At 66.5% G+C, this 14,391-nt stretch carries 10 protein-coding genes and 1 pseudogene; 5 read left to right on the top strand and 6 right to left on the bottom strand.

Annotated features, from left to right (window positions below; genetic code table 11):
- Nucleotides 1-48 precede the first annotated feature (48 nt).
- Nucleotides 49-1,566 carry a quinohemoprotein amine dehydrogenase subunit alpha gene (gene peaA, locus IG194_RS28815; protein ID WP_412536108.1) on the bottom strand — a complete coding sequence of 506 codons (1,518 nt, stop codon included), beginning with the start codon at nt 1,564-1,566 and terminating at the stop codon, nt 49-51.
- Between the two features lie 250 nt (nt 1,567-1,816).
- Nucleotides 1,817-3,970, bottom strand: a complete 2,154-nt coding sequence (ccsA, locus tag IG194_RS28810; protein WP_225617243.1) for a cytochrome c biogenesis protein CcsA — start codon at nt 3,968-3,970, stop codon at nt 1,817-1,819.
- Nucleotides 3,971-4,374: 404 nt separating this feature from the next.
- Here ccsA and IG194_RS28805 point away from each other — a divergent pair, with 404 nt between their 5' ends.
- Entirely contained in the window at nt 4,375-6,051 is a 1,677-nt protein-coding gene (locus IG194_RS28805) for an MFS transporter (protein WP_009620356.1), read from the top strand.
- A gap of 209 nt (nt 6,052-6,260) precedes the next feature.
- On the top strand, nt 6,261-7,754 hold the full coding sequence (locus IG194_RS28800; RefSeq protein WP_058489525.1) for an aldehyde dehydrogenase family protein: 1,494 nt from the start codon (nt 6,261-6,263) through the stop codon (nt 7,752-7,754).
- Between the two features lie 163 nt (nt 7,755-7,917).
- Here the strand turns inward: IG194_RS28800 and IG194_RS28795 are convergent, their stop codons facing one another.
- Both IG194_RS28795 and IG194_RS28790 read right to left on the bottom strand, forming a co-directional pair.
- On the bottom strand, nt 7,918-8,148 hold the full coding sequence (locus IG194_RS28795; protein WP_009620352.1) for a hypothetical protein: 231 nt from the start codon (nt 8,146-8,148) through the stop codon (nt 7,918-7,920).
- Nucleotides 8,145-9,425: a colicin E3/pyocin S6 family cytotoxin gene (locus tag IG194_RS28790; protein WP_082996285.1), complete on the bottom strand. Its 1,281-nt coding sequence runs from the start codon at nt 9,423-9,425 to the stop codon at nt 8,145-8,147. The genes IG194_RS28795 and IG194_RS28790 overlap by 4 nt, the downstream gene beginning before the upstream one ends.
- A 261-nt stretch (nt 9,426-9,686) precedes the next feature.
- Here IG194_RS28790 and IG194_RS28785 point away from each other — a divergent pair.
- From IG194_RS28785 to IG194_RS28775, 3 genes and pseudogenes are all read left to right on the top strand, one after another.
- Nucleotides 9,687-10,001, top strand: a pseudogene (locus IG194_RS28785) (O-methyltransferase); the annotation flags it as partial.
- Nucleotides 10,002-10,099: 98 nt separating this feature from the next.
- Nucleotides 10,100-10,567, top strand: a complete 468-nt coding sequence (locus tag IG194_RS28780) for a GNAT family N-acetyltransferase (RefSeq protein WP_058489524.1) — start codon at nt 10,100-10,102, stop codon at nt 10,565-10,567.
- Nucleotides 10,568-10,944: 377 nt separating this feature from the next.
- The gene (locus tag IG194_RS28775; protein WP_009620344.1) at nt 10,945-11,235 is read left to right on the top strand and encodes a LasR-specific antiactivator QslA; all 291 of its coding nucleotides are present in this window, start codon (nt 10,945-10,947) and stop codon (nt 11,233-11,235) included.
- A 540-nt stretch (nt 11,236-11,775) separates the two neighbouring features.
- On the opposite strand, the gene IG194_RS28770 is transcribed toward IG194_RS28775, so the two are convergent.
- Together IG194_RS28770 and IG194_RS28765 are read right to left on the bottom strand one after the other, a co-directional pair.
- A complete protein-coding gene (locus IG194_RS28770; RefSeq protein WP_058489523.1) occupies nt 11,776-12,768 on the bottom strand; it encodes an asparaginase in 993 nt (330 codons plus the stop codon).
- A gap of 60 nt (nt 12,769-12,828) precedes the next feature.
- Nucleotides 12,829-14,271: an alanine/glycine:cation symporter family protein gene (locus IG194_RS28765; protein WP_058489522.1), complete on the bottom strand. Its 1,443-nt coding sequence runs from the start codon at nt 14,269-14,271 to the stop codon at nt 12,829-12,831.
- Nucleotides 14,272-14,391: the final 120 nt, after the last annotated feature.

The following is a 14,391-nucleotide window of genomic DNA, read 5'->3' as shown; positions in this document are numbered from 1 at the left end:
CCCCGCCCGCGGGCGGGGGTTCATGCGTTCAGTTCATCCCACCCCGGATCACGGAATGGGCGGGTTGTTCCAGCGCTGCACGGTGACGATCATGTGGCCTTCGCCCTGGTGCGTCTTGCCGGCGTCGTCCACGGCGGCGATCACCTTCAGGTTGCCGGCGTTGTTGGTCATCATCTTGCGCTCGGGGTTGGGGCCGGCGTCGCCCGGGGTGAAGATGCCGGTATCGGCGTCCATCACACCGGCGAACTTGACGTCCTGGTCTTCCTTGGCGCGGTCGTCGAAGGGCTCCACCGACCACTTGGCCGGGAACACGCCGATGCGGAACGGCTTGCCGTCGGCGCCCTTGCCCCAGGCCTCGGCGTCGAAGCTACCCTGCACCTTGGGCGTGGAACCGCCGTTGCCGCCGATGCGCGAGACGGAGAACTCCGGCACCACCTTGACCTCGGCTATGTCCTGGTAGACCGCCAGGCTGCCGCCCTTGGCACTGCCGACGCTGACTTCACGCTCGCCGGCGGCGGCCGAGGCGTCGGCCTTGACCTTCACGGTCACGCGCTCGGGGGTTTCCGACACCACGGAGACCACCTCCACGCCCTTGCCGAACGACGGCTTGCCCTTCAGACCGCTGCCGATGACGCTCACCTCGGCCTCGCTGCCGGCCTTGAGGAACGCCGGCTGCACGCCCAGCACGTGGCTGGTGCCCTTCTGCGCGGCGACGAAGTCCAGGCCGCGCTCGTCATGGGCCTTGTCGAACATGCGGCCCTGCATCTGGCCCTTGAGCGCCGCGAACACCTGGCGCAGGGTCACGTCGCCGACCTTCACGTTGCCGCGCCACTCGTAGCCGTTGTACAGCACCGCGCTGCCCTCACCGTCGAACGGCGTGCCGTCGGCGTACCGGCCCTTGACGCTGACCTTGAACTGGTCGTCCGCGCCGCCGGAAACGCTCATGGTGCCGGCCACGTCGCCCTTGCCCGGCATGTGCCCGGCGAAGCTCCACTCCCCGGCCAGGGACTCGGCCTTGGGCCGGTTCTTCTGCCAGTCGCTCCAGGCCTTGCTGTCCAGCGGGTAGCGCTTGGCCAGCTCGGGGACCATCTCCTTCTTCGCCAGGTCGAACCAGTCGCGGTCGCGGGACAGCGCCTGGTATTCCAGCGACGGCCAGCGGCCCAGGTGGAAGTTCACCAGCTTCTCCCATTCCGCCGCCGGGCGGCCCTGCAGGGCGATGCGCGCGGCCGAGTGGCAGCGGGCGCACATCTGCTCGAAGTTGCTATCGAAGTGCTCGACGGTGTTCAACCGGCGCTCCAGGGCGTAGCGCACGCCGTCGGTCTCGCTGGGCGCCAGGCCCTGCTTGTCGGCGAGGAACTTGACCACCGCGCGGCGATCCTCATCGCTGATCTTCAGGCCGTACATCACCTGCATCCGCGCGATGCTCATCAGCCAGCCCTCCGGCGTCTTGCGCTGGTGGCTGATGCGGCTCAGGGAATTGTTGCCCTCAGGGGTGTGGCACGCCATGCACTTGGCGTTGATGATGGTCTGGCCATCGGCGGCATGGGCCGGTTGCTGTAGCGCCATGGCCAGCGTGGCCAGGGCTCCGGCGCCCAGGTAGTGCCGAAGTCGTGTCATCTTCAAGATCAGGCCTCCTCGGTGTTTCTTGTTGAAATTGTTCTGTGCCCACCGCTGGGCGAACAGCTGGTTCCGTCTAGCTCTCCAGCTGTTTAGCAGGTTGTGTGCCACTACCCTGGAAGCCCCGTCGAATCAGGCTTTCGACGGCTTTCCGGGCCACCCTGCGACAAGTTGGCGCGTCTAATTTCGCGATTGCTGTCTAACTCTGAGACAGGCCATCGAGGCGCGCCTGGGATGCAGTATGGACGCGCTTGCGCGATACGCCCGCGCCGGGCAGCAGCAAGGCGCCGAGCAGCATGCAGGCCAGCCCCAGCCAGACGAACGACAGCAGCGGGTAGCTGCGGATCACCACCAGGCTCTCGATGGCCTCGCCCTTCTGCCCCATAAGCCGCGGCGAGGCCGGCACCCACACCTGCAGGTCGCCCAGCCAGCCGCGGATGATGAACGGGTGCAGCACGTAGCCGCGGTCCGAGGCGAAGCGCGCGTAGTGGTAGTCGAGGATTTCGCACAGCTGGCGCACCGGGCCCTGGTAGGCCGGCGGGTTGCCGCGGCTGTCCTGGAACAACGCATGGCCTTCCAGTTGGCGGCCGCCCTCGCGCAGCTCCACCCGCGCCACCGAGTGGTAGCCGGCGCGGTCCGGCCGGGTGCTGTCGGGCAGCACCCGCAACTGCATGCCGTTGGCCAGCGCCTGCCACTGCTCGAAAGAGGCGCCGGGCGGGATGGTCACCTGCAGGTAGGTGTTCAGCGCCGTGGCCGCCAGCCCGCCGACCAGAGCGACCACCGCGCCGCCATGGATCAGCGCCACACCGCCGCTGTAGCGTAGGTTGCCCAGGCGCCGGCTGCGCCACAGGGCTAGCACGCACCAGAAGGCGCAGGACGCCAGCAGGAAGGCCCCGCCCAGCAGCGCCGCATCCAGCCAGGGCAGCACCACCACGATGTTCTGCGAAAGCATGCCCTGGCCGCTGTAGCCGGCGCTCAGCCAGCCGCCGTGCCAACCCACCAGCAGCATGGCCACGGCCATCGCCAGGCTCGCCAGCAACGCCAGCTTCGGCCAGCCGCTGCGGCGCAGGAAGCTGTAGCCGCCGACCAGGCCGAGCAGGCCCAGCAGCGGCAGCAGCCAGCGCACCAGGCCGTAGCCGTCCACGTCCCACTGGTCGAAGGCGCGGCGCAGGCCGTTCATCTCGTCGGTGGTGGCCCAGGCGGTAAGCGTCTCGAAGAACGGCTTGAGGTCGCTCGGCCGCTCCAGCCCCAGCCATTCATAGAGGTGCGCTTGCAGTAGCGCGCCCAGGGCCAGCAATGCGCTGCCGGCGAACAGGTAGATGGCCAGGTCCATGGTCCAGTCCGAGCGCGTCTTGCGCCCCGCCGTGCGCCGCGCCCGCATCGTCGCCCAGCCGGCCAGGGCCAGCAGCACCGCCGCCAGGCCCAGGTGGGCCAGCCAGGACGTGGTGCCTATGTAACGGTGCGAGCTGGCCAGCACCGTGCTGCGGGTAACGGCCAGGGCGCCGCAGGCCATGGCCGCCGCCAGCAGGCTGAGCAGCGGCAGCAGGCGCCGGTTGGCCCCGTCCGGGCGCCAGCGCCGCGCGCCGTGCAGCACCGCGCCGAGCAGCGCCCAGACCACGAAGGCCGAGGTCTGCACCGGGTCCCAGTGCCACAGCTGGCCGAAGGTGAAGTCCTCCATGGCCCAGGCCATGCCCGCGCCGATGCCGGAGCTGAGCACCAGCCAGGCGCGCCGGCCATAGCGCAGGGCCACGGCGGCGTAGGCCTCGCCACCACCGCCCAGGGCATCCAGCGCCGCCCCGGCCGGCGCCAGGGCCCAGGCATAGGCGGCCAGCACCAGGGGCGCGTGGAAGGCCATCCAGAAGGTCTGCAGGTGGGCGTTCATGCCCTGGCTGGGCTGCGCCGCCAGCCAGTCCGCCGGCGTCGCGGAAAAGGGCCCGAGCCAGGCCGCGGTGGCCACGTACCAGGCGGCCACCAGCGCCATGCCGCGCCCGGCCCAGCCGGCCTGGCGCGCCTGGCCGGCAGCGATGCCCGTGCAGAAGGTCGCCAGCAGCAGCACGGTGCCCTCGTCGCCGCCCCAGAGGTTGGCCATCTTCAGGTAGCCGGGCAGCCCGGCGCTGCTGTAGAGCCAGGCGTAGCGCAGCTGGAAATGGTCGGCCAGCAGGTGCAGGGCCAGCGCCAGGCAGGCGCCGCACAGCGCCCCCAGGGCCAGCGGCCAGACCAGGGAGCGCCACCGGGGCCGCGCGGCGCCGAGGACGATGAGCACGGCGGCGATCCAAAGCCAGGCATTGCCCAGCAACGGCAGGAACCAGAGCAGCAGGCAGGTAGCGACCAGGGCGCCAAACACGGGCAACACGGGCAACGGAGTGAACGTCCTCTTCAAATCGGGCCTCCTTGGAATGTCTCCCGCTTGTGTCCGCGGGATTGCGCATCCGGGCCTCTACATATTGTGTGCCAGCGCCGAAAACACCTTGCGCGACAGTTGCTTGGCGCAAAGCCGGGGGCGGCGCGGCGTTGCAATTCGCGACAGCCATTGCAGCCTGAGACAGCTCCCTTAGTTCTAGCCGATCCGCCGCGGCTGGATATCTGGAAGATGGCGTTTATGCTTCTAGATGGCCCGCACGCCTTGCCGGGCCAGCCTGAAGCCTGTCTGCAGTCTCGCTTCGACTATCCGTGTTCCGCTGCATCAACCCCATGGCCCGAGTGCGGCAACGGTGGTTAAGGACTCCGGCCCATCACAAGAACAAGACGGAGAAGAACATGGCGCAGACCTACAGCCCGACCGCGGGCAACACACCCCACAACGGCATCACCCGGGAGGAGCGCAAGGTCATCTTCGCCTCCTCCCTGGGCACCGTCTTCGAATGGTACGACTTCTACCTCTACGGCTCGCTAGCGGCGATCATCGCCAAGCACTTCTTCGCCGGGGTCAACGAGACGACCGCCTTCATCTTCGCCCTGCTCGCCTTCGCCGCCGGCTTCGCGGTGCGCCCCTTCGGCGCCATCGTGTTCGGCCGCCTGGGCGACTTGGTCGGGCGCAAGTACACCTTTCTCATCACCATCGTCATCATGGGCATCTCCACCGCCGTGGTGGGCATGCTGCCCAGCTACGCCAGCATAGGCGTGGCGGCGCCGATCATCCTCATCAGCCTGCGCCTGCTGCAGGGCCTGGCGCTGGGCGGCGAGTACGGCGGCGCGGCGACCTACGTGGCCGAGCACGCGCCCAAGGGCAAGCGTGGCTTCTTCACCTCGTGGATCCAGACCACCGCCACCCTCGGCCTGTTCCTCTCGCTGCTGGTGATCATGGCCTGCCGCACCGGCCTGGGTAACGAGGCCTTCGAGGACTGGGGCTGGCGGATCCCCTTCCTGCTCTCCATTCTGCTGCTGGCCATCTCGGTGTACATCCGCCTGCAACTCTCCGAGTCGCCGGTGTTCAAGCGCATGAAGGAAGAAGGCAAGGCGTCCAAGGCGCCGCTGACCGAGTCCTTCGCCCGCTGGGACAACCTCAAGGTGGTGATCATGGCGCTGCTAGGCGGCACCGCCGGCCAGGCCGTGGTCTGGTACACCGGGCAGTTCTACGCGCTGTTCTTCCTGCTGCAGACGCTGAAGATAGACGCGCAGACCGCCAACCTGCTGATCGCCGGCTCCCTGCTGCTGGGCACGCCCTTCTTCGTGTTCTTCGGCAGCCTGTCCGACCGCATCGGGCGCAAGAAGATCGTCATGGCCGGCTGCATCCTCGCGGCCCTGACCTACTTCCCGATCTTCAAGGGCCTGACCGAGTTCGGCAACCCCGAGGTGTTCGCCGCCCAGGAGAAGAACCCGGTCACCGTGGTCGCCGACCCGTCCGCCTGCGCCTTCCAGTTCGACCCGGTGGGCAAGGCCAGATTCACCAGCTCCTGCGACCAGGCCAAGAGCCTGCTGGCGAAGAAGGCCATCCCCTACGAGAACGTCAAGGCCGAAACCGGCGCCGTGGCCCAGGTGCACATCGGCGACAAGGTCATCGCCAGCTTCGAGGGCGGCAGCCTGCCCGCGGCGGACTTCAAGGCGCAGTCCGAAGCCTTCACCGCGCAGATGAGCGCCGCGCTCAAGGACGCCGGCTACCCCGAGAAGGCCGACCCGGCCAAGACCAACCACCTGGCGGTGCTGTTGCTGCTGACCGTGCTGGTGATCTACGTGACCATGGTCTACGGCCCCATCGCCGCCTGGCTGGTGGAGCTGTTCCCGGCGCGCATCCGCTACACCTCCATGTCGCTGCCCTACCACATCGGCAACGGCTGGTTCGGCGGCTTCCTGCCCACCGTGGCCTTCGCCATGGTGGCGGCCACTGGCGACATCTACTACGGCCTCTGGTACCCCATCGTCATCGCGGTGATGACGGCCATCCTCGGCACCTTCTTCCTCCCGGAAACCAAGGATCGCGAAATCCACCACGCCTGAGCCGCGCCCGCCTCGCGAAACAGCCCGCCCCGTGCGGGCTGTTTCGTTGGAGGCTGTCTCAGGGCTGTCGCAAGCTGCGACAGCGGGGCGCGGAATTGCTCGGCTCTTTTTCGATTAAATCGTTTTGATTCAATAAGTTGAATGACATTGACCGGCTTGGCATAGCGGTTGCGATAGCTGCTTGGACAACTCAACAAGAGGCAACCGCAATGCTCGCTTCCCTGCCCATCAAGCCCGAATCCCGCGCCTTCCTGCAGCGCGCGCCGAAGATGCTCATCGGTGCCGATTGGACCGGTGCCGCCGATGGCGCCCTCATGGACCTGCGCAATCCGGCCACCGGCGAAGTGCTCTGCCAGGTGCCCTCCGCCAGCGCCGCCGACGTCGACCGCGCCGTGCGCGCCGCCCGCCAGGCCTTCGACGATTCGCCCTGGAGCCGCATGCGTCCGCGCGAGCGGCAGAACCTGCTGTGGAAGCTCGCCGACCTGATGGAGCGCGACGCCGACCTGCTGGCCGAGCTGGAATGCCTGAACAACGGCAAGAGCGCCGCCGTGGCGCGCGTGATGGACGTGCAGCTGGGCATCGACTTCCTGCGCTACATGGCCGGCTGGGCCACCAAGATCGAAGGCTCCAGCGTCGAGGTGTCCATGCCGCTGATGCCCAACGACGACTTCCACGGCTTCATCCGCCGCGAGGCCGTGGGCGTGGTCGGCGCCATCGTCGCCTGGAACTTCCCCCTGCTGCTGGCCTGCTGGAAACTCGGCCCGGCGCTGGCCACCGGCTGCAGCGTGGTGCTCAAGCCGGCCGACGAAACCCCGCTCAGCGCCCTGAAGCTGGCCGAACTGGCCCTGGAGGCCGGCTACCCGGCGGGCGTGTTCAACGTGGTCACCGGCACCGGCGTCAACGCCGGCGCCGCCCTCACCCATCACCCGCTGGTGGACAAGCTGACCTTCACCGGCTCCACCGCCGTGGGCAAGGAAATCGGCAAGGCGGCCATGGACAACATGACCCGCGTGACCCTGGAACTGGGCGGCAAGTCGCCGACCATCGTCCTCGCCGACGCCGACCTGAACAGCGCCGCCGCCGGCGCCGCCCAGGCCATCTTCTTCAACCAGGGCCAGGTGTGCTGCGCCGGCTCGCGGCTGTACGTGCAGCGCAAGCACTTCGACAACGTGGTGGCCGACATCGCCGGCATCGCCAACGGCATGAAGCTGGGCAACGGCCTGGACCCGAGCGTGGACATGGGCCCGCTGATCTCCGCCCGCCAGCAGCAGCGCGTGCACAACTACATCGAACTGGGCCGCGAGAAAGGCGCCACCATCGCCTGCGGCGGCGAACAGTTCGGCCCCGGCTACTTCGTCAAGCCGACGGTGATCGTCGACGTCGACCAGAAGAACCCGCTGGTGCAGGAAGAAATCTTCGGCCCGGTGCTGGTGGCCATGCCCTTCGACGACCTCGACGAAGCCCTGCGCCTGGCCAACGACAGCCCCTACGGCCTGGGCGCCAGCATCTGGTCCAACGACCTGGGCGCGGTGCACCGGATGATCCCGAAGATCAAGTCCGGCTCGGTCTGGGTCAACTGCCACAGCGCCCTGGACCCGGCCCTGCCCTTCGGCGGCTACAAGATGTCCGGCCTGGGCCGCGAAATGGGCGCCGCCGCCATCGAGCACTACACCGAGGTGAAATCGGTGCTGATCAGGCTGTAAGGCAAAAGGTCCTACCGCGTCCGGCGCGTTACCCCCTGCGCCGGCGTTTTCATCCCCCAGCTGCGCGAGTGGCCGGGGGATTTTTTTGCCCGCGGCGCGTAGGGCGTATAACCGTTCGCGGTTATACGCCGATACACCGCGTCCTCATGAACTCCGAGCAGTCTCACCCATTGCAAGTCAACTGAAAGGTATACCCAGGATCGCGCAGGGTTCTTCCTACAATCCCTTCAATGGCGAGCAACTGCTGCTCAGTGAGATCGTACCCTTCGATTCCGTGTTGAACCTCTGTCCAACCCATTATCTTCGCCAGGTCGCCTGCATAAGACTCCGAGACTTCAATCTTGAACAGCAGAAACTCGGTTTCATTATCGAAAGCCTCCAGGAAGTACCTCATGGCTCTACTCTCCGCACTGGATCAGCATCTTTGTTCTTTTCGCCGGTAACAGGGTTGAACTCTCCCAGATGCCTTCCCCTCCTGTCATATTTTTCAACCGCGCCATGAGCGGAATCCCACTCATAGATATAGCCCTCGTCATCCTTCCAGCGCTTTCTCTTGCCGCCGCCACCTGAAATAGGCGTTTTCCGCTTGGCCTCCTTCGCCGCTGGAAAGGCCAGCAGGTGGTCTGGTGGCGGCTGGTAGTGCGAATGCGGTATGGCGTAGGCGATATACAGCGACTTCATCCCGCTGTCGGCAGGAAACGTCAGGATGAAATCGTCGGTAGTGATGTCCTCGCTGCCCGGGTATATCTCGATCTGCGAGTCGGTATCGGTCGCAATCGGGTGCACCAGGATATTGTCGATCCGCTCGCCCGTATGTTCCGGATGAATCAGAGGTGGAATGGGCTGTGAGCCCTTGTTGGGAATCCAGAGAATGGTCAGGCCGTTGACGTGCGCCTCCATCGTGCGCTGGTCGTCACGCCAGATAGCCTTGACTGTACGTACGGCGTCATCGCCATCGGGATGGGCATGGATACCATAGACCTGCAAGCCACCATGGGCATCGCGGCGAATCTGGAAACGTACACGGGTCGGCACCTGCTCCAGGTCACGCAACCGGCTGTCGGTGTACAGGGCGCCGTCACCCAGGCGCGTAGGCAGCAGGCCAAGGAGGAACAGGCTGGCCGGATTGCTGGCCACACCCGGCCCACGTAGCGCCCAGGTGAAGCCGTGCTGCATGATGCCGCCGCCAGCGATGCGTACCAAAGCCGCCTCCGCGCCAGCATTGAGCGCAGTGGTCGCTGAAACCGGCAACGCCATCGCCCCGGAAAGCATGACGTTGCCGAAGCGCGAAGCGGGTTCCACTTCGACGCCGGGCCGGGTCCGGCCCCAATTGTCCGGGCGGCAGGACTTGGCGAATACCAGGTCCTCGCGCACCTTGGGTAGCGGCCAGCGGTCTTCGAAGATATAGGCTCGCGGCGGCGAGGACTCACTCCCCGGCAACAGGCCGCTGGCGCTGGACGAAGCCACCTCATCCGCCACCAGCAGCCATTCGCCACGGCGTACCGCTTCGACGATGTCAGCGTCGCGCACGATATGGGACGTACGTTGGAGCGCTTCCAGCCCCTTCAACATATGCCGCCCCTGGGTCAACGCATTGCTGACCAACCCCTGGGCAAAATACGGATCCTCCGCACACTGCGCGTCGGGGGCGGTATTGGGGATGAGGCGCATGGGCTCTCCAGACCGGAAGCATCAGTGCGGCCGGAGTATGAGAGCGGCGAGAGCGCCGTTTTAGAGGGCAGGAACTGCTTCGGAAACTACCGACACTCTATACATGTTTTTTGAGCTGTTATCTGTCAGAACAGGCATGAATCCACGTCCTAGGCGCCTGCCGGTTCGATGTCCAGCTAGTCGGGCTGCTCCCGCTCCTGCTGCGGGCCAAGCACAACGACCAGCGGGTCTGAGCACCCTCAGCCAATAGCCTTCAGAGGTGAAGCGCTGCGCGCCCAGGCCAACCTGAATGCCGCCGGTCTGGCCGACCTGGTGGAGATCCGCGAGGGCGATGCCCTGCAGACCCTGGCGCGCGACCTGCCGCAGCGCATCGACCTGCTGCTGCTCGACGGCGCCAAGGCGCTCTACCCGGAAATCCTCGCCCTGGTGGAAAGCCGCCTGCGGCCCGGCGCGCTGATTGTCGCCGACAACGCCGACCACAGCCCGGAATACCTGGCGCGGGTACGCGATATCGGCAACGGCTACCTGTCGGTGCCCTTCGCCGAAGACGTCGAGCTGAGTCTGCGGCTTGGCTGAGCGACCGCTGCGCCCCGCCGGCCCATGGCCGGCGGGAAGCCGGGGAACGGCGAATCCGCTAGAGTGCCCTATCCGCCAGCCATGACCAGGCACAGACAATGGACGCAGCAGAAATCCGCCAGGCCGCTCCCGACGACGCACCCGCCATCGCCCGGCTGGTGGACGAGGCCTACAGCCCCTATATCCCGCGCATGGGCCGCAAGCCCGCGCCCATGCTCGACGACTACCGGCAGGTGCTCGCCGAAGCCGATGCGTTCGTGTGCACCTGCGATGGCGAAGTCGCCGGCGTGCTGGTGCTGCGCCCCCAGGGGCCGGCATTGCTGCTGGAGAACATCGCGGTGGCGCCGGCGTTCAAGGGCCAGGGCATCGGCAAGGCGTTGCTGGCGTTCTGCGAGGAACGTGCGCGGGCCCAGGGCTTCCAGGCCATCGAGCTGTACACCAACCAGCTGATGACCGAGAACATCGCCCTCTACACGAAGCTGGGCTACCGCGAAACGCACCGGGCCACGGAGAACGGGTTTGCGCGGGTGTTCATGCGCAAGGTCGTTGCGGGCCCGGCGCTGTAGTTCTTTCTTCCTACACTGCTTCCCTTCTTCCGCATCGGTGCCCGTTGCGGGAAATATCCGATACTCTCCTGCAGCGTGTTTCTGCCCTTGTTGCGCTACCGGCCGGTTCCTAAGCTGCGCCGGTCGCGGCTCATCCGCGACCGGGTTTGACAGCCTGAACACCGGCGCGATTGCGCCTTGAGGTGCATGCGAAAGCAGCGAACGCTTTTGCAGGTCCCTCTGTGTCTGCGGAGAATTCCGCAAGCGTCATGGCAGATCGCGCGGGGAGACCCTCGGGTCTGCCGGCTCCGGTGTCCGGTCTGTCAACCCCGCGCGGTCTGCCTCCATTGGTTGACAGCATTGGAGGCAGCTCTCCTCATCACACCGGAGTGCCAAGCATGACCAATTCCAACAATCTGATCGTCCTCCCCAGCAACACCCATCCCGTCGAAATCCCCGCCGCCGACGGCCAGCCCGGCCTGACGCTCACCTGGCCCATTCCCACGCAGCCAGCCGCCGACCAAGGCATTCTCCTGGCCGAAAGCTGGCTGGCCGGCGAAGCCGACGGCTACCTGTGGACGCGCCTCGTCCATGGGCGCATAGAGCACATGGACAACTGGCGGCGAATGGCCTTCGAGATCGGCTTCCTGACGCGCCTGCAACAGCGGCTGGGGCGAATGCCGGAGTGACGCGCTTTTCGCTTTTCGTAGGAGCGAGCTTGCTCGCGAACAGGAGTTGCCGGGAACTTTTGGTGCTGGCCTCAAGAGCGCCCTCTCCCCAACCCTCTCCCGCAAGCGGGAGAGGGGGCCGTCCGTGCAGAGAAGAGGCCTGGCTTTAGCCGACAATCTCTGTGCTAGCCGGCTGACTCCAGAGCACCAACGTCTGCCCAACGATTCCCTCTCCCTTCAGGGCGGGGCGCGCAGCCGAGGGTTAGGGAGAGGGGCGGCGTTGAACCGGTGCGCAGATATCACCGGCCAGTTCGCGAGCAAGCTCGCTCTTGCTCTGGCTTTGGGACTTCCAGAGAAATACCCGAGCGCACCGAAACGCCCCTTCAGAAGGCCGAGCAAAACCCGCACTCAGGAGGTCATGCGACATGGATGTCGCGAGAGCCCCGCGGGCTGCAGAGATGTACGCTCGTGGGGGGGACGCCTAGTTCGGACCTCGTGGCTGGGGAGTTCGTTATGAAAAATGCCGTTTCTCCCATGGAGAAAAACGGCATCAGGCCCATACTAACTGGCCAACTCCCCACACAGGTCCAGGCCAAACCAACGCTCTGCCTCTTCCACATCCAACCCCGCGCCCAATAAAGTAAACAACTTAGCCAGAGCCGCCTCACGGGTCATACCACCACCAGACACCAGTCCAGTGTCGCGCAAGCGACTGCCGGCCGCGTAGGTATCGAACACCACACTACCCACCGGACACTGACTGATGGCAGCCAGCAGCACCCCACGCTTACGGGCCGCGCCCAGCGCAGCAAGCAAAGCTTCATTGTCAGAAGGACCGGTACCACTGCCATAGCACTCCAGCAGCAGCCCCCGCACGCCGCTATTCAGCACAGCCTCCAACTGTTCGGCCTGCAGACCGGGGAACAACGGCTGCACAGCCAGCCTCACCGACTGACGCGGCTGGCGATAATCCAGGACTGGCGGCACCTGTCCTGCACGCTGGCCATCGCGATGACGCGGCAGCGTGGTAAAGGCGTCGAAGGCTTCGCTATGCAGCTTGGTGGCACGCGCGCCGTGCAGCAGCGCGCCGCCGAAGTAGAGTTGCACACCACTGGCCTGGCCACCTTCCAGCACATCCAGGGCGCCGCCAAGGTTGGCCCAGGCATCACTGCCGGGCGCACCGGCGGGCAACATGGAGCCGGTCAGCAACACCGGCACATCCAGCCCCAGCAGCACAAACGACAGCGCCGCCGCGGTATAGGCCAGGGTATCGGTGCCATGCAGCACCAGCACGCCGTCATGGCCGCCCTGCTCCACCGCGTCGACTATGGCGTCGCGCATGGCCAGCCAGTTCGCCTGCTGCATGTTGGCGCTGTCCAGCAGCGGCTGCATTTCCCGGAAGGCCCAGGCGAAGGTCGGCTGCCGGCCACTACCGGCCAGCCACTCGCGCATGCGCGCCTCGAAGCCGCTGGCCGGGGCCAGGCCTTCGGAGGTCTGCAGCATACCGATGGTGCCGCCGGTGTAGAGGACGAAGAGGTTCTTGACTGCGCGCATGGGCTGATCCTGCGTTCTTGTAGTGGCGCGGGCCGACCGCCGGGACGGCCCGCGCGGCCGTCAGCCCTGCGCCTGCGGCAGGCCGGCGGGGATTTCGCGGGCGGCCTCGGCGCGCTGGCTGGCCGGCCAGGCTTCGCGGTCCAGGTCGAGGTCGACGAACTGGGCGGAGTCGAACACCGGCTGCTGAACGCCGGCGCGACGCTGTGCATCGTAATCGCCCATCACCCGCAGGCCAACCTTGAACAGCAGCGCCAGGGCCAGCAGGTTGACGAAGGCCAGGCAGGTCATGGTGATGTCGGCGAAGGCGAACACGGTGGACAGGTTCTGCACCGAGCCCCAGACGATCAGCGCCAGCACCAGGGCGCGGTAGCCGATCAGCACCAGGCGGTTGCGGCTGAGGAACTGCAGGCTGTTCTCGCCCAGGTAGTAGTTGTAGAGGATGCAGGTGAAGACGAACAGCGACAGCGCGACGCTGACGAACAGCCGGCCCCAGTCGCCGACCACCGCGGCCAGGGAGTTCTGCGTGAGGACGATGCCGTCGCCTTCGAAGCCCGGGGTGTAGAAGCCGGAGAGCAGGATCAGCAGCGCGGTGCAGGTGCAGATGACGAAGGTGTCGAGGAACACGCTGAAGGCCTGCACCACGCCCTGGGACGCCGGGTGGCGCACGGCGGCCACGGCGGCGACGTTGGGCGCGCTGCCCAGGCCGGCTTCGTTGGCGAACACGCCGCGCTTCACGCCCATGACGATGGCGCTGCCGAGCAGGCCGCCGAAGGCCGGGTCGAGGCCGAAGGCGCTCTTGAAGATGGTTTCCAGCATGGCCGGCACGTGCTCGACCTGGCTGCCGATCACGTACAGGGTCACGCCTATGTAGGCCAGGGTCTTGACCGGCACCAGCAGGTCGGACACCGCGGCGATGCGCTTGATGCCGCCGATGAAGACGATGGCCAGCAGCACGGCCAGGGCGATGCCGGTGTGCTGCGGGGCGAAGCCGAAGGCGTTCTGCAGCGAATGGGTCACGGTGTAGGACTGCAGGCCGTTGAAGGCGAAGCCGTAGGTCACCAGCAGCAGCACCGAGAACACCACGGCCATGCCCTTGAGCTTCAGGCCGTGCTGGATGTAGTACGCCGGGCCGCCGCGGTACAGGCCGTCGCCGTCGGCGCGCTTGTAGACCTGGGCCAGGGTGCACTCGAAGAAGCTGCTGGACATGCCCACCAGCGCGGTCACCCACATCCAGAACACCGCGCCCGGGCCGCCGAGGGTCACGGCGATGCCGACGCCGGCGATGTTGCCCGCGCCCACGCGCCCGGCAAGGCTCAGCATCAGCGCCTGGAACGAACTCAACTGGCCGGCCTGGCCGCGGATGGACTCCTTGAACACGCCGAACATGTGGCCGAAATGGCGGAACTGGACGAACCGGGAGCGCAGGGTGAAGTAGCTGCCGAGTCCGACGATGAGCACGATGAGAACCTTCCCGGAAAGGAAGTCGTTGAGCGCTTCGAGCATGGAGTGTGACCTCGATTCTTGTTCTTCGGTTGGAAGAGAGGCGCCAGGCGCGCGGGTTGGGCCTGGCGCTGGCGGGCAAGGTTGGCCAAGACGAGGGGACGTGACAATTTCGCATCCTGT

This window comes from Pseudomonas sp. ADPe, assembly GCF_014843515.1.
GTDB lineage: Bacteria > Pseudomonadota > Gammaproteobacteria > Pseudomonadales > Pseudomonadaceae > Pseudomonas > Pseudomonas citronellolis.
The sequence above is the reverse complement of the archived record's forward strand: the minus strand, read 5'-3'. Positions and strand labels throughout refer to the sequence as shown.